Consider the following 17223-nt stretch of genomic DNA (forward strand, 5'->3'; position numbering starts at 1 on the left):
ACCCCTATGAAAAGACCAGCATACGTTACAGATAAAGTTTTAAAACAATTCATCAATAATGCTTTAGAAGAAGATATTCAGGATGGTGACCACTCTACCCTTTCTACCATTCCAAAAGATCTGCAGCAGAGTGCAAAACTTCTGGTAAAACAAGACTGTATTTTGGCAGGCGTGGAATTGGCTGAAATTATTTTTAAAACCTTCGATAAAAACTTAAAAGTTGAAACTTTTGTTAAAGACGGCGATGCTGTAAAAATAGGTGAAGTCGCTTTTATTGTTACGGGAAGCGCCCGATCTATCCTTTCCACTGAAAGACTCGTTCTGAACTGTATGCAAAGAATGAGCGGAATTGCAACACTTACTCACGACTGGGATTCCAGGCTGGTCGGAACTAAAACCAAGCTTTTAGACACAAGAAAAACAACTCCTAATTTCAGGGTCTGCGAAAAATGGGCAGTTGCTATCGGCGGAGGAACCAATCACCGGTACGGACTTTACGATATGATTATGTTAAAAGACAATCATATTGATTACAATGGCAGTATTACGAATGCCGTAAAAATGGCTAAAGATTATATCAAAAAAAATAAAAAGAAGCTTAAAATAGAAGTTGAAACCAGAAATCTTGCGGAAGTTCAGGAAGCGATCAATGCAAAAGTCGACAGAATCATGCTTGACAATATGGATATAGTGACAATGAAACAGGCCGTAGAACTTATTAATGGCTCTTGCGAATCTGAAGCTTCAGGCGGAATCACTCGCGACCAACTTAAAGAAATCGCTTCTACAGGGGTAACCTATATTTCAGCCGGTGCCCTTACTCACTCTGCAGACAATATGGATTTGAGCCTCAAAGCAGTGAAATAGCATTGAATTTTTAACAAAAATCAAGTCAGTTTGTTACCAATTAAACAATATGATTTTTTTCATGCTATGTATAGCATAAAATATAAACACCTGAAAACCAATCAAATAACAATTATTAAGATTGAATAAAAATTAATAGTTAGTTAATAATAGTTAAAAAAAAAATACCGATTTTTGCATAAAATTTAAATCTAACTATTACTAACGATTATGAAATTAATCAACAAATCGATGCTAACTGCGATAATTACATTATCTACAGCTAGTGTCTATTATGCTCAACAAACGAAAGACACAGTTGATACAAGGTCTAAGGACATTGAACAAGTTGTACTAACTGGTGTTGCTGACATCGCAAAAGAAAGAAAAACACCGGTAGCAGTTTCTACAATCAAAGAAGCACAAATCGTACAAAGATTGGGTAACCAGGAATTTCCTGAGATCTTATCAACAACTCCTTCTATCTATGCTACAAAAGGTGGTGGTGGTTTTGGAGACGGACGTATGAACGTGAGAGGTTTTGATACTTCTAATACCGCAGTAATGATTAACGGTGTTCCCGTTAATGACATGGAAGGAGGTACTGTATATTGGTCTAACTGGGCTGGACTTTCTGATGTAACATCTGCAATGCAGATACAAAGAGGTTTAGGAGCTTCAAAATTAGCAATTGCTTCTGTTGGAGGTACAGTTAACATTATTACAAGAGCTGCAGATAAAAAGAGAGAAGGGAATGTAACTTTAGGTGTTGGTAATGACGGTTATCTTAAAACTTTATTTTCTTATAATACAGGAAAATCTGCAAAAGGATGGTCTACTTCATTCTTAATGAGTAGAACTGCTGGAGCAATGTATATTGACGGTTCAGATTTTGAAGCGTACAACTATTATTTTGCTTTAGGTTTCCAACCAAACAAAAAGCATGACTTTCAGTTTACTTTTACAGGAGCACCACAATGGCACAACCAGACTTTTAATAATACGATCGCAACCGATTTAGATATGGGCGATGGTAGATTAGATGGCGTTTTATCTGATAAACCAAACAGAAGATACAACTCTAACTGGGGGTATTTAGATGGTCGACAATATTCGCAATCTGTAAACTACTACAGTAAGCCAGTAGCTTCAATCAACTGGGATTGGAATATTTCTGAAAAATCAAAATTATCTACTGTAGGATATGCTTCTTGGGGTAGAGGAGGTGGAACCGGAATTCTAGGTTCTATTAATGGAAAAGGTATTAATGCTTTACCAAAAACAGCAGATGGTTTGATTCGTTTTGACGATATCTATGCATGGAATACCGGACAAACGGTTGCCGATTTTGGAGCAAATAACAAAACTCCTTTTGTCGGAACAAGTTCAAATGGTATTACCAGAAGAGCCAGTGTAAATTCACATGACTGGTATGGAATTCTATCTAATTTCCAACATAAAGTAAACGACAACTGGAACTTCTCAGTAGGGATCGATGCAAGATATTACTATGGTTATCACCCAGGTCTTGTTACTGATTTCTTAGGAAACAAAGAATACCGTGAAGCTGGAAACTATAACCAATCCCCATATTACACCGTTACACAATCATATAATCCAGCACCATCTGCAAATCCGTTTGCTGCTGCTGTAAAAGACAAATCACAGATTGTATATAGAAATTATGATGGTAAAGTTCTTTGGGGTGGTGTTTTCGGACAGTTAGAATATACGAATGATAAAATTTCAGCTTTCGTACAGGGTTCTGCATCTGAGCAGAGCAACCAAAGAATTGATAAATGGGTTTGGGATAGAACATCTGCTGTTCCTACCGGTATCTCTACCACACAGCAAGGACAAGTGGTAAATCAAAAAACAGATCAGAAATTCAGATTTGGATACAATGCAAAAGCTGGTGTAAACTATAACATCAACGAACAGCACAATGTTTTCGTAAATCTTGGTATTTATTCTAAACAACCGAACCAAAATGCTATTTTCCCTTATAACTTACCAACAAAAACTTTTGGTTCTTTATATCAGCAAATCGAAAATAAAGATTTAAGAAACGAAAAAATATCTTCTGCTGAAATCGGTTATGGATTCAAAAGTGGAAAATTCAGAGCAAATCTGAATGCATATTACACAGATTGGAAAGATAGATTTGTTCGTGTTACAGGTATTACTTACACTAATCCTGACAATACTATTGGTACAAACGGTACTGCAAGTTTAACAGGTGTACGAGAAGTACATATGGGTGTTGAACTAGAGACATTCTACAAACCTATAAACTGGTTAGAGTTTAATGGTATGCTTTCTGTAGGAAACTGGAAATACAAAAACAACCCAACAGGAAGAATCGCTGACGTAAACGGAGACCCAATTACAACAAATGGAGCAGAAGCGGTTACTTTAGCTTTAGATGGAATGAAAGTTGGAGACGCTGCTCAAACAACTGCTGCGATAGGAGCAACAATAAAGCCTGTTAAAAATCTTGATATTTTCGGAACATGGAGATATTATGATAATTTATACGGAACATTTAGCATCAATAATAGCTATATTATTACAACACCTGGAGTGACTCCATCTGGAGCACAAAACGGTTCGCTGAAAGCGCCATCTTATAACCTGACAGATGTAGGAGCTTCTTATACATTCAACTTGAAAAATGGAAGCAGATTAATAATCACAGGAAATATTTATAACTTGTTTGACACAGTGTACATTTCTGACTTGAGATCAAGTATATTTGTTAGTGATAAGACAAAAGGAGTTTATAAAGGATTGGATACAGCCAATAGCGTTTATTTCGGTTTCGGAAGAACTTGGGCAGCATCATTATCTTATAGATTCTAATAAAATATTTTAACGATCAGATTAAAATACTAAATCCCAGCTTATCGCTGGGATTTTTGTTATATTTGTATTCGGAAAAAACAGAAAAAACAAAATATGGATTTTTACAAGATTTTGCTTAATGCCCACAAAGGATTTGGGTACTTAGAATTGCTTTTGGTAACATTATTTGTGATTGCACTTTTAGCGACTATGTTCGGATTCAGTGGAAAAGTGAACAAGTTTTTAAAGAAAACAACTCTTTTCACTATGATTTTCTTCCACATCCAATTTTTATTGGGAATCATTATGCTGATTACCAATTTTACTAAAGGGCTTAATATGGGAGAAGTTATGAAAAATGCGGCTTTAAGATTCCAATATGTAGAACATCCATTTTCAATGTTAATCGCTGCTGTTTTAATGACGATCGTCAATAAAAAAGTAAAAACTAATGATACCATCTCTTTAGGAGTTGTGATCATGGGACTGATCGCGGTTGGCTTATTTGCATTCGCGTTCCCTTGGGCAAGAGTCTTTGGGGCATAAATATATTAACTTAAATAATTTTTAATCATTAAAATGAAAGTAGCTGTAGTAGGTTCAACAGGAATGGTTGGACAAGTTATGCTGAAAGTTCTTGAGGAAAGGAACTTCCCTATCACCGAATTAATTCCGGTAGCATCGGAAAGATCTATTGGTAAAAAGGTGAAGTATAAACAGGGAGAATTTACGATTGTAAGCATGAAAGACGCTATAGCTGCCAAACCGGATATTGCAATCTTCTCTGCAGGTGGTAGTACTTCTCTGGAATTCGCGCCTCTTTTCGCTGAAGCAGGAACAACCGTTATCGATAATTCTTCGGCATGGAGAATGGATCCTGATAAAAAATTGGTCGTTCCCGAGATCAATGCAGATGTATTGACTAGAGAAGATAAAATTATCGCAAACCCGAACTGTTCAACGATTCAGTTAGTAATGGTTTTAGGACCTTTGAACAAAAAATATGATTTAAAAAGAGTAATCGTTTCTACTTACCAATCCGTTACAGGAACCGGTAAAGCAGCTGTTGACCAATTGAACGGAGAAATCAGCGGGGACGATTCTATTGCAAAAGTATATCCTTATCAGATTTTCAAAAATGCATTGCCACATTGCGATGTTTTTGCAGATGATGATTACACTAAAGAAGAAATTAAATTAATGAAAGAACCTAAGAAAATTTTAGGGGACGATACATTTAATTTAACAGCGACTGCAGTAAGAGTTCCTGTACAGGGAGGACACTCAGAAAGCGTAAACATCGAATTTGAAAATGAATTCGATCTTGATGAAGTAAGAAAAATCCTATCTGAAACCTCCGGAGTTGTGGTAGTGGATAACGTAAAGAATAACGAATATCCGATGCCTCTTTACTCGGAAGGAAAAGACGAAGTTTTCGTCGGGAGGATAAGACGGGATCTTTCACAGCCAAAGACCCTGAATCTATGGATTGTGGCAGACAACCTGCGAAAAGGAGCCGCTACCAACGCAGTACAAATCGCAGAATATCTTGTAGCAAACAACTTAGTATAAACTAACAAAATAAAAAAGAGTCTCAGAATTGAGATTCTTTTTTTTATCAAACCTATGAACGTTCAGAAAACTACAAATACAGATAAAATAGGCTTTCAGAAGCTCATTGCAGCTTTTGGCATTATTCTTTTCATTGGAAAAATTATTGCCTGGAAACTGACTAAATCGGATGCTGTTTTTTCAGACGCTATGGAAAGCATTGTCAATATCATCAGTGCTTTTATGGGGCTCTATTCTTTATATCTTGCCGCCAAACCCAAAGACGAAGACCATCCTTACGGCCACGGAAAGGTAGAATTTGTCACCTCTGGAATTGAAGGAGCTCTTATTGCCATTGCCGGAGTAATCATTATCTATGAAGGAATCAACAGTTTAATTGTCGGAAAAGTTTTAAACAAATTAGACTGGGGAATATTCATCATTGCTGCAACCGCACTGATCAATTATCTATTAGGATATATTTCTATTAAAAAAGGAAAAAGGGAAAATTCACTGGTGCTTATATCATCCGGGAAGCATTTACAATCCGACACTATTACAACATTGGGAGTTGTGCTGAGTTTAATCGTAGTTTACTTCACAAAAATCTACTGGATAGATTCTGTTGTTGCCCTTATTTTTGGAGCTTATATCATTGTTGTCGGCTACAAAATTGTCCGTAAATCTTTAAGCGGAATTATGGACGAACAGGACCCTGATTTACTCAACCAGATCATTACCGTACTTGAAGAAAACAGAAGAACAGAATGGATCGACGTTCATAACATGAAAATCCAACAATTTGGTTCATCCCTTCATATGGATGCCCATATAACCCTTCCCTGGTACTATAGCCTTCGTGAAGCACACAGTGAAATGGAAAAAGTGATCATTCTTTTAGCCCAAAACACTAAGCGAAGCGTAGAGTTTAATTTTCATATGGACGATTGTAAACCCATCTCCTGCCCTATTTGCCAGATCGAAGATTGTCCGGTCCGTGAAAAAGATTTTATAAAAAGAGTGGAATGGACCCCGGAGAATGTAACCAGTATTGAAAAACATACAGCCGGGTAATCAGTTTTTCAGTACCATTTGTTTTCTATAATAAAATAGCGGAACTATCAACAGCAGAACCAAAGGCTGAATCACAAACCTTCTTATATAAAAGGAAAAGAGATATCCTATTTCGAACTGTGTGTAAATGCAATATAAATAAATAGGAAAAGTAATTGCAAAAACAATAGCAATTAGCACAGCTCCCTGAATTGTCCATTCTGTATTTTTAAATAAACACTGAATAATTAAACAGGAAAACAAAAGATTTAAAACAAATCGGAAAATATGCCCCAAGATTAATTTCTCCCAATCAAAAGAGGGGAAATCTATATTTTTAACGGCTTCGTGAAAATAAGTAAGAAAAGGATCATAAAATAATTTGTCTTCAAGCATTCTCACGCTTATAAGACCAAAAATTCCGATTACAACCAAAAACCAGCTAAGAATTTTCATTTTTTAAAGCAAAACATTTAATCCAAACCAACCAAAGCACAACGACAGTACCATATATAACTGCAGGAAATACATAATCGTGAAACATTTTACTATAACCAGGATGATCCGAAACGACAATATTTAATCCCGTAATCCTCAAAACATTCATCACATACAAGATAATTAACCCTGCAAATACAAAAACGAACGTTTTAATTCCTTTATAGAACGCGAAAATAAAAGAAACAAAGAGAATCATCACCGAAATAGCATTGCAGCCTTCAACCATTCTCGTGACATAGTTCCTTTTTACGTAAAACCAAACCTGCTCCCCTTTTACATCATCATATAACATCGTAGGATAGCCCAATACATTCTGAACAAGCCTCACCTGTTCTGCAACCATTCGCGAAAAAGGATCAAGACCGGCCTCTTTAAAGCTATTCAGGTAAAACTGATAGACGAATAACAACACCAGATAAATGATGATGAAACGTAATAAAATGCTTAATACTGGCCTGAAATCCTTTAGCATATTGCAAAGATAAAAATTAGACTGTAATTTAGTATATTTGTTTCATATTATGATTTCTGAAAAAGCAAAACGATTTTTTGAAAATTATCTTGGTGAAAAATCTTCTGAATTCGTCTCCTTGGCTCAAAGCGGTTCTTCAAGGGTAAATTTCTGGGCTCAATCCGACAACCAAAAATACATCATCACTTACAACGAAAATATTCAGGAGAATGAAAGCTTTTTTTATTATTCTGAAATTTTCTCAGCTTTACATCTGAATACTCCCGCTATTTTAAGTATTTCTGAAGATAGGAAAATATACGTTCAGGAATTTTTAGGACAAAATACGCTTTCTGAAATTATAGCTGAAGAAAACTTATCTGAGCGTGTAAAATCTTTGGTACGACAGACTTTAGAGAAGCTTTATCAATTACAAATTTTGACTCAAGATAAAATAGATTACAGCAAAACTTTTGAATATGAACAATATGATGAGCTCCCTGTAATTCATGATTTATATTATTTTAAAAATTTTGTTGCTGATGTTCTTGAGTTGGAATACCATAAATCTACTCTTTTAAAAGAATTCAAGAACATTGCCTCACTCATCGAAAGTCTGGAGCCTAAAGGAATTATGATAAGAGATTTTCAGGCAAGAAATATTATGGTGAATGAAAACAATGAAGTTTCATTTATCGATTATCAGTCGGCAATGAAAGGTCCATTGATATATGATGTTATTTCTTTTCTGTTTCAGGCAAAAGCAAACTTTCCTGAAGATTTTAAAAATGACATGCTCGATTTTTACATTCAACAATTTGAAAGTAAGAATATTCAGCTTCAACTAAAAAGGTCGGTAAAACCAATTCAGATGATGCGGTTTTTACAGGTTTTAGGAGCCTATGGTTTCCGAGGCCTGATTCAGAAGAAACAACATTTTATCGCAAGTATTGAAAAAGGTATTGAAAACATTACAGAATTTGCTGAAAGCTGGGATAATATGCAAGAATATCCGGAACTTAAAAAGGTGATTAAACAATTGAATCTCGAGAAAACTAAGCTGAAAATTAAAGAAATTTTATAATAATTAACCATTAAGGCATTAAGATGATTAAGCTTTTTATCATGAAATTAAAATTATGTATACAAAAAAATATGTAACTCAATTATCATACGAAATTGCTGGTTTCGCAATAAAAGTTCATAAAAATCTTGGGCCTGGTTTATTGGAAAACATTTATGAAGAATGTTTAAAATTTGAACTAGAACGTAATGGCTATAGTGTAAAACAACAGGTTTACGCACCCATAATTTATGATACATTATTGCTAGAGACTAACCTTCGTGTTGATTTATTAGTTAATGACCTGGTTGTCGTAGAATTAAAAACAGTAAATGAATTACTTCCTGTTCATCAAGCACAATTATTGACTTACATGAAAGTTTTGGAAAAACCACAAGGATTACTTATTAACTTTTTCACAGAAAACATAACAAAATCTATGAAACCTTTGGTAAATGAATATTTTAGTCTTCTAACCGAATAACTCTTAATTTTCTTAATACCTTAATGGTAAAATTTCATTAATATTAAATATAAACCGAATAAAACAATATGTTACACATAGACATCCACAGTTTTTCATACAAAAAAGGAGGAATTCCAAAAGATGATTCAGGAAACGGGGGAGGTTTCACCTTCGATTGTCGTGGAATTCTGAATCCCGGAAGAATTGAAGAATATAAAAGCCAGACCGGAAACGATATTGGCGTTCAGGAATACCTAGAAACAAAAACTGAAATGCCTCAATTTTTAGAATTAGTCAAATCACTGATCTCCATTACTATAGATAATTATATTGAACGTGGTTTTGAGAACCTGCAGATTAATTTCGGATGCACTGGGGGACAGCACAGATCTGTATATTCCGCAATAAAAATTGCTCACTTCATCGAAGAAAAATATGGTGAAAAAGTTGAAGTAAGTCTTCACCATGACGAACAACATCAACTTAATTATAAGTAATGAGTAATGGGCAATAGGTAATATTTTTAACTTCATTACTTATACAGCCTATCAACAATTACTCATTATTAATCACTCATTACCCATAAAATATGAAAGCTCTCATTTTCGCAGCAGGAAAAGGAACAAGATTAAAACCCTTCACCGATCATCATCCGAAAGCACTGGCAAAGGTGAACGGAATTCCACTTTTGGAAAGAAATATTAATTACCTTAAAGGCTTTGGAATACAGGATTTTGTCATCAATATTCATCATTTCGGAAATCAGATTGTTGATTTTCTTAGAATGAATGATAATTTCGGCTGCCATATTGAAATATCTGATGAATCTGAAGAGCTGTTAGAAACCGGGGGCGGATTGGTTTTTGCAAGAAAATTTCTGGATCATGGAGAGGACTTTCTGATTATGAATGCGGATATTTTAACCAACATCAATATCGATGCTCTGGTGAGTTACCATAAAAAGATAAAAGATTTTGCTACTTTAGCAGTTTCAGATCGGGAAAGCTCCAGAAAATTGCTTTTTAATGACGAAATGGTATTAAGAGGATGGCTGAATGTGCAAACCGGAGAACAAAGGCTCGCTGAATTTAATAAAGGGTTTAAGGCATTAGCTTTTAGTGGCGTTCATTGTATAAACCCAAGCATTTTTGATAAAATAAAAAGAACCGGCAAATTTTCTGTAATGGAAGAGTATTTGGATCTTATGCATACGGAGCATATACATGGCTTTTTGCATGACAGCCTTTTGATTGATGTGGGAAGACCCGAATCTGTAACAGAAGCCGAAAAACATTTTAAATAACTGCCATGGAAATGAATGAAAGAGATGAAAGTCTGGTAAATCCGGAATTTGATATTAATGAAACTAAATTACACAACAGTTTAAAACAAAAAAAATGGGATGAAACCATTACGAAAGACAGCTGGATGGTCTTTAAAGTAATGGCTGAATTTGTAGACGGCTACGAAAAACTGGCTAAAATAGGACCTTGCGTATCTATCTTTGGTTCGGCAAGATTAAAGCCGGAGAGTAAATATTATCAGATGGCTGTAGATATTGCAGAAAAAATTACCAAAATAGGTTTCGGAATCATTACAGGAGGCGGACCGGGAATTATGGAGGCCGGAAATAAAGGTGCTTTTAATGCTAAAGGTAAATCTATCGGTCTAAATATTGATCTCCCTTTTGAACAGCATTTCAATCCTTATATCAATAAATCGTACTCCATGAATTTCGATTACTTCTTTGTAAGAAAAGTAATGTTTGTAAAATATTCTCAGGGATTCGTAGTAATGCCTGGTGGATTTGGGACCTTGGATGAGCTTACGGAAGCCTTAACTCTGATTCAGACTAAAAAAATAGGAAGATTCCCGATTGTATTAGTAGGAACGGAATTTTGGAGCGGATTATTAGATTGGTTCAAGGCAACACTTTTAAAAGAAGGAATGATTTCTGAAGGCGACCTTGATCTCTACAGGGTTGTAGATACGGCGGACGAAGCAGTCGCGCATATTAAAGCTTTCTACGATAAGTATTCTGTAAACGTAAATTTTTAATTGGCATATTATTTGTGACTTATACCAAAAAAGATGATTGTAAATCTATTATTTAAGATGAAAAAATTTTTATATATATCAGGGATTTTAACATTTTTTATGTTAATGAGTTTTATGTATGTAGAGTTTTTCTCTTCAATGACAAAAGTGGATTATATTGAAGGAAGCAAGACATTGAAGTTTACTACAAAAATGAATACGAACCATATTTCAGATGCTATTAAAATAAATCCTAATACCGCAGGATTTGAAGCAGAAGTCAAAAAATATGTAAATAATAATTTTGATGTGTACGTCAATGGCTCTCCTAAAACAATAACTTTTACAGGAAGTCAGGTAAGTGGAGAAACTGTATGGGTTTATTTTGAAACCGGAGGTGTTTCAGATATTAGTAGTTTAAAAATAAAAAACACGATACTTTTAAGCGCTTTTCCGAAGCAAATAAACCTTGTTACCATTGCTTATAAAGGAAAACAGAAAAACATGAATTTCCAGAGAGGAAAAGAGGTAAATGAAGTTGATTTCTAAAGATAATTTAAACAAAAACCACTGCAGTTGCAGTGGTTTTGTTTTTCCTTCTATGTGGCTTACATTAAATCTATGATCACTTTAAATTTCATTTGTAAGAATTAATTATTTCCCTTACTTCAAATTCAATATCACTTTTATCATACTGAAACGGAATTTTTTGTAGTGACCATCCTTCCCAATATAGTCCGTATTCATCAAATATGCAATGTTTTTCAAGGGAGTCTGTGACATCGAATTTATCTAATATCATAAAGCCATTTTTAATATTTGTGGAATCATAAGCCACTAAATACTTGTGCCCCTGAATGAAATTTCCATCCTGTTGCCCATCTTTTCTACTATCATTAAATACAAATATATAATCATAACCATGTCTATAATAATCATATTTCGACGTTACTTTTCCCACTGTATATTTGATATTCTTTAATATCCCGATTTTAGGTTTTTTAATATATTGAATTCTGACGGCATAAATAAGCATTCCGATGATTAATAAACCAATTGCTATAGATTTGTGATTGTTTTTCATATTTATTTCAATTCATTATTAATTACACTATCCGTAGCAGCATTTAAACTCTGTATCATTTCTTCATCTATTAGGTTACAGCAGTATTTCTCCCTTCCTGATCGTAAAATTAATCTTTACAAGATGAAAAGCTTTACCCGAGATTCTTAATCTAAAAATAAAAACGGCAACTCAATAAAGTGAGTTACCGTTTTTTTTATTTTAAGGCTATTTTATTACTGACCTTTGATTTTAAAGTCATCTATTTCCCAAGTGGATGCTGCAGAAGCAGTGGAAGTATATTTAAATGCTATCCTTACATTTTTACCTAAGAAAGCACTTAGATCTACATTTCCTGAACTTACCCAGTCACCGAATGCTGCAGTATTTGTGTCCAACGTTGCTGGTAACTGCACCCAAGTTGTTGTTGCAGGATTTCCTGTATAATTTTCTGTTGCATAAACTTGTAAAGCATTTCCTGAATATCTTACATCGGTTGTAAAGTTTAGTATGGCTTTCGTTTTTCCTGCTAAGCTTACCGATTTTGAAATTAACCAGTCTTCGTTTACATTATTTAAAACCCCTGTCAGAACAGCATAATAATTTGATCCATTCCCTTGATTAGAAGTCGTCCATGCCTGATTTGGTCCTGCAACGTTTACTGTAGTCCAATCTGAGCTGAAACCTCCTGCAGCAAAAGGATCGTTGTAAATTACCGGAAGCGGTGTATATACTGTTCCGTCACATCTAAGTGTATTATCAAAGTCAATATTCGAAAGTCTAGTAATCCATAACTGGTAGGTTCCGTTGAAAACACTTAAAATAGCATAAGCGTCTCCTTTTCCTCCTTCCAGCTCAACGGTAGCTGGTTTTACAGGATTGTCTTTTGTTCCGAAATTAGCCTGGTTGCTGGTTCTAAGAATAATGGTTTTCCCTGAGCAGTCTTCAAGAGTCCTGTTGGTAACTGCATTAGATTCGGTTAACATTTTGCCCAGGTCTGAATTAATAAACTGGACATCTTTCAATTTAATCCATCTTCCAACATCCGCATTTGTTAACTGGGAAATTGTTCTTTCTGTAGGTATAACAGGGCGGACTACTGTATTGCTATCGAAGAAATATTTATACATATTCATTTCTTCAATTTGCCCAAATTGAGTAACTCCACCACTAACAAACAATCCTCCCAATTGAAGCTCTCCGTTTACGTTTCTGATATACATTCCTTTTAGTTTGATATTTACATCTTTTCCTAATCTGAAACGACTGTCTAGAAACAAATCTACCTTATTGATATTTATTCTGATACCTCCTGTTGCATCTTCCACATAAACATATTTATAGAGGTTCCCAGTTTCATCATTAGCTACAACCTGAGCTTTCAGAGAGAAATCCCCTGTAATTTCCGTCCAGTTCGCACCTGCTACTGCAAGGCTTTTTACCTCTGCTACAGTTTTTGGCGTTAAAACACTTTGATTAAATTCACAAGGGTTTGAGGTTATTCCATCTAAACGAGGGAAATTATTCATTTTAAGATCCTGGGTATTATTCACATACAATTGGAAATCGGAATTGTATTTACTAAAAATACCAACAAAAGATCCATTTCCAGCAGGAAGAACCTGATTGGCAAAAGATGCATATCCACTATTTCTTACAAGAGCCGTTTTTGCATATTTCCAAACCCCGTTTTGTAGAGATCCGCCTTCACCAATAGTTTTATTAACAGTAACAGCATTTGGTGCATAGGTTGTACATAATGCTCTGTTTTCAAATTCTACATTATTCAGTTGAATTAAACAACCAATAAGATTATTGCTTCCCGCATCAGCAAATTGAGCAATTGTCATTACTTTAGGAACAATATTAGCTTTTATATTACAGTCTTTAGCAATATGATTTTTAACTTCTTTTTCCGGAATTCTCGTTCCTTCGGGAGTAATCATTCCTAATTGCACCACTCCTCCATAAGCCGTTAACGCAAGACCTTGCATATCAATATAAACTTTAGAGCCCTGAGGAAATCTTGTGTAAGTACTTACCATATTTACACTCACTGTTAAGCCTTGTGTGGGGTTTTCCGGAGAATCTTGTATATAAATAGTTTTGTAGATGTTTCCAGTTTCGTCTGTAGAGGAAACATAGCCTTCAATATATGCTTTATCTGCAAATGAAGTATTTTGAGGCTTGCCTTTTAACATCTCTAATGTCCATTTTGTATATCCGTTTTGTGAATAATAATTTTCGGACTTACACGAATACCCCTCAAGGTTTGGTTCATCGTATTTATCATCGTGTACACAGCCGGTAATAAAAAGCGCAGTGATAACAACGAAAATATATTTTAAAATTGAATTATATTTTTTCATAGTGGTCAAATTTAGAATCTTAAATAAACATTAGTAAAGAAAGTTGTACCTCTATCATACCATAATTTTGGTCCGAAATAAGGTGTTGCTCTTTGTAAATCTATCAACGCCTCTTCAAAGTTCACGTTTCTTCCCTGTTCAAAACCTCCAGTTACATAATTTCTATTGTTCAGAATATTGTTTACAGAAACACTGATTCCCATTCTATATTTTCCTAACTGAAAAGATTTACCAGCATTTGCGTTCAGCATAAACTGATTATCAAATTTTTTCTGTGCCGTAATTTGCTGAATAAGCTCTGGTGTTACTCCTGCATAAGGATCGTTTTTCAAAATATCCGTATACATATATGGTGTCTTATTTAATGCTGAGAAATCTAGGTACTGATCCATCAAGTAATTTGCAGAAGCACCTACCCACCAGTATTTAGGTGAGTTATATTTTAATCCGAAAGAAAATGCTTTCTGTGGTGTACCTGCTACTTTGTAATTTTTCACGTTGGCATTGCCCCAAACATCTGTACCTCTAAACCCGTTAATATCATCAAAAGTAGAAACTTCCGGATTATTGGTATATTTATATTCACCTACACTCGCTACCCCGGTTGCGTTTAGGGTAGGCGTAATCTTTACATCAAAACCAAGCTCCACTCCTATATATCTTTTATTCACTCCGCTCATTGCTTCGTTTACTAAAGTACTGAATGAGTTTCCTTCAGTTCCGTCGTTCACGTCTGCATAATATCTTGAAATTTCGGTAGCATTGTTAATTGTAGTATAATATCCCGACAATCTTAATTTCAAGATCTGACCTCTCATAATGTAGCTCAAATCATTTGAATTGATCATCTGGTTATTCACCCCCGGTGTTACGTTATCTGCCATTCTCGGATTGATAAAAATCTCGTTAAGCGTAGGTGCCAAACTAAAAAATGCTCCGTTGTACACGATAAAGTTTTTTCCGTTTAATTTATAGGTGATTTTACCTTTAATACCTGCATCTAGCGCATCATAAACAGCACTTTTTCCTTTAGAATTATCTTTAAACCTCACTAAACCACTTCTGTAATGGCCATCTCTGTACGCTTCAGAATAGGAAGAAAAAATAGATGCTACAAAATTCCATTTGTTGAAATCTACTTCCGACGAAATATTTAGGGCATACTGAGTTCTACTCAATTCATACGAGTACTGCGTTCTGTCGCCTTCTTTCACAACAACGCTTGGCTCGTCTGCATTATATTTTGAATCGTTGTTGAATGCATTTAAATTTAATGCAAAGTCAGCACCTAAAAGATCTTTAACCCTTCTGAAGTTATCCGATTTTAAGTTCTGATAATTAAAGTTGATATTTAATTTCCAGTTGTCTTTCAACTTAGTATCAAAGTGAGAAGCCCAATTGAAAGTTTTGTCTTTATTCACATCTTCCACAACATCATAGATTGCTCTTTTACCAGTTTCCATAATAGGTTTTCCGCTATTATCATAACCTATTAAATAGCTGTTTACAGGAGCATTGCTATTTTGATAATATAAGTCTTTCCAGTCAATTTGAGAATTTTGTCTGAATTCATCTGCTGTATACTCTCCGTAGCTTGGAAGCTTTCTGTAATAGGTAGGGTTTGGATCTGATGCATGGAACCAGTCTAGTCTGCTTCTTGCATCACTTCCGAACTGATAAGAAACAGTATTGATCCAGTTTGAGTTTTTACCGATTTTTAAATAATCAGTTAGCATAAACATAGGTTCAAAAACCTTTCTGATTCTTGAGTTTCTTTTTTCACCATCTTGCCATCCCCAATATGAATTATAGTTCTTACCCATAATATCATAAACCTCTTGAGTATTAGGAGCATTGGAAGCTCTGTAAGTAGGTGAACCAAATCCTGTAAAGTTGATAGAGTGTCTATCGCTGAATTGTTTCTCAACAGATGCAAAATATGCGTAAGCATCCTGATATACACCATCTATAACAGCTCTGTCTCCCCATCTTCTGCTTGCCGAGAATGTAAATGCCCAACCTTTTTTAGATAAACCCGAAGAGTAAGTAGCCATAGCTCTATGCAAATAGCTCCTATTGGTAAAAGAATAGGCTAATGAAGTTTGTCTTCTGTAGCTGGAAGCTCTCGTATTATAATATACTACTCCGCCCAGGTTACCAAAAGTATATTCTGAAGGGGTAATATTGTCTACATTTTCATAAGGATATCTTGTTACGTCATTTAAACCACCCCAATTACTGAAGTCAATTCTTCCATCGTCATTTTTAGACATTGAAACCCCATTGAAAACTACATCCTCAAATCTGTTGTCTACACCTCTTGGTCTGAACCAGTATGCTCCTAATTCAAAAGCAGATACATTCTGAAATGCATCTCTCCCCGAACTTAAAAGACCTACTGTAGGTTGCATTGCAGAACCTCCGTCTTCAGTATCACTTGCAGAATCATCAACAACAACCACACCAGCATCTGATGAACCTACATTGTTACTAAGTGTTATAACACCTAGATTCTTTCTTTTCTCATCCGCAGTTACATCAAACTCTAAAATTTTAGACTCAAAGTTTGGTTTTGTAACCGTAATAAGATAATGACCCGGCTTTAGATCTACAAACTGGAAGTATCCAATTTTATCCGCAGTTACATCATTTACGGACTGTGCAAGATCCACTTCTGCTCTCTCCAATGGTTTACCTTCCTGATCCTTAACGTATGCAAAAACAGTCGTTTGCGCAAAGTAGTAAGACGCAGGCAGTAAAGTAAACAAAGAGATTAGGGATAGTTTTTTAATCATATATAAACTTTTTTAAACTCCTTCTTTAATTAAGGGGCAACAAATTTAGAACTATTTTCATTAACTCAAACATTTTTAATAATTTATTCTATTAATTTTTCTTAACCTATGATTATTATCCTAAAAATATTACCTTTTTACAATTAATTACAAAAAAATATTTATTAATTTTTTTTAATCTTTT

16 protein-coding genes are annotated in these 17223 nt (G+C 34.7%); 11 read left to right on the top strand and 5 right to left on the bottom strand.

What is annotated here, in order from left to right; all coding sequences use genetic code 11:
* Positions 1-6: 6 nt before the first annotated feature.
* The 5 genes from nadC to MKS83_RS12935 all read left to right on the top strand — a co-directional run bounded on the left by nadC (position 7) and on the right by MKS83_RS12935 (position 6315).
* Positions 7-867 carry a carboxylating nicotinate-nucleotide diphosphorylase gene (gene nadC, locus MKS83_RS12915; RefSeq protein ID WP_240580029.1) on the top strand — a complete coding sequence of 287 codons (861 nt, stop codon included), beginning with the start codon at positions 7-9 and terminating at the stop codon, positions 865-867.
* A gap of 210 nt (positions 868-1077) precedes the next feature.
* Entirely contained in the window at positions 1078-3708 is a 2631-nt protein-coding gene (locus MKS83_RS12920; protein WP_240580030.1) for a TonB-dependent receptor, read from the top strand.
* 96 nt (positions 3709-3804) lie between these two features.
* The gene (locus MKS83_RS12925; protein ID WP_240580031.1) at positions 3805-4236 is read left to right on the top strand and encodes a hypothetical protein; all 432 of its coding nucleotides are present in this window, start codon (positions 3805-3807) and stop codon (positions 4234-4236) included.
* 33 nt (positions 4237-4269) lie between these two features.
* A complete protein-coding gene (locus MKS83_RS12930; RefSeq protein ID WP_240580032.1) occupies positions 4270-5262 on the top strand; it encodes an aspartate-semialdehyde dehydrogenase in 993 nt (330 codons plus the stop codon).
* A 54-nt stretch (positions 5263-5316) separates the two neighbouring features.
* Positions 5317-6315 (top strand): cation diffusion facilitator family transporter, encoded by a 999-nt coding sequence (locus MKS83_RS12935; RefSeq protein ID WP_240580033.1) that lies wholly within the window; start codon positions 5317-5319, stop codon positions 6313-6315.
* On the opposite strand, the gene MKS83_RS12940 is transcribed toward MKS83_RS12935, so the two are convergent.
* Positions 6316-6750, bottom strand: coding sequence for an exosortase F system-associated membrane protein (locus MKS83_RS12940; protein ID WP_240580034.1), 435 nt, complete (start codon positions 6748-6750; stop codon positions 6316-6318).
* Entirely contained in the window at positions 6737-7267 is a 531-nt protein-coding gene (gene xrtF / locus MKS83_RS12945) for an exosortase family protein XrtF (protein WP_240580035.1), read from the bottom strand. The genes MKS83_RS12940 and xrtF overlap by 14 nt, the downstream gene beginning before the upstream one ends.
* Positions 7268-7316: 49 nt before the next feature.
* On the opposite strand from xrtF, the gene MKS83_RS12950 reads away from it, so the two are divergent.
* From MKS83_RS12950 to MKS83_RS12975, 6 genes are all read left to right on the top strand, one after another.
* Positions 7317-8330 (top strand): aminoglycoside phosphotransferase family protein, encoded by a 1014-nt coding sequence (locus MKS83_RS12950; RefSeq protein WP_240580036.1) that lies wholly within the window; start codon positions 7317-7319, stop codon positions 8328-8330.
* Between the two features lie 55 nt (positions 8331-8385).
* Positions 8386-8793, top strand: a complete 408-nt coding sequence (locus MKS83_RS12955; protein ID WP_240580037.1) for a GxxExxY protein — start codon at positions 8386-8388, stop codon at positions 8791-8793.
* A gap of 68 nt (positions 8794-8861) precedes the next feature.
* Positions 8862-9272, top strand: coding sequence for an RNase adapter RapZ (locus MKS83_RS12960; protein WP_240580038.1), 411 nt, complete (start codon positions 8862-8864; stop codon positions 9270-9272).
* Positions 9273-9364: 92 nt separating this feature from the next.
* Positions 9365-10078 (top strand): nucleotidyltransferase family protein, encoded by a 714-nt coding sequence (locus tag MKS83_RS12965; protein WP_240580039.1) that lies wholly within the window; start codon positions 9365-9367, stop codon positions 10076-10078.
* A gap of 5 nt (positions 10079-10083) precedes the next feature.
* A complete protein-coding gene (locus MKS83_RS12970) occupies positions 10084-10833 on the top strand; it encodes a TIGR00730 family Rossman fold protein (protein ID WP_410678583.1) in 750 nt (249 codons plus the stop codon).
* A 57-nt stretch (positions 10834-10890) separates the two neighbouring features.
* Entirely contained in the window at positions 10891-11361 is a 471-nt protein-coding gene (locus MKS83_RS12975; protein WP_240580040.1) for a DUF6702 family protein, read from the top strand.
* A gap of 88 nt (positions 11362-11449) precedes the next feature.
* Here MKS83_RS12975 and MKS83_RS12980 read toward each other — a convergent pair whose 3' ends face one another.
* The 3 genes from MKS83_RS12980 to MKS83_RS12990 form a co-directional block, all read right to left on the bottom strand.
* Complete coding sequence (locus tag MKS83_RS12980) at positions 11450-11896, bottom strand: hypothetical protein (protein WP_240580041.1); 447 nt, start codon at positions 11894-11896, stop codon at positions 11450-11452.
* A gap of 215 nt (positions 11897-12111) precedes the next feature.
* On the bottom strand, positions 12112-14244 hold the full coding sequence (locus tag MKS83_RS12985) for a DUF5689 domain-containing protein (protein WP_240580042.1): 2133 nt from the start codon (positions 14242-14244) through the stop codon (positions 12112-12114).
* A gap of 11 nt (positions 14245-14255) precedes the next feature.
* Positions 14256-17039 (bottom strand): TonB-dependent receptor, encoded by a 2784-nt coding sequence (locus tag MKS83_RS12990; protein ID WP_240580043.1) that lies wholly within the window; start codon positions 17037-17039, stop codon positions 14256-14258.
* Between the last annotated feature and the right edge of the window lie 184 nt (positions 17040-17223).

The organism is Chryseobacterium sp. Y16C (assembly GCF_022488405.1).
In the GTDB taxonomy this organism is placed as follows: Bacteria; Bacteroidota; Bacteroidia; order Flavobacteriales; family Weeksellaceae; genus Chryseobacterium; species Chryseobacterium geocarposphaerae.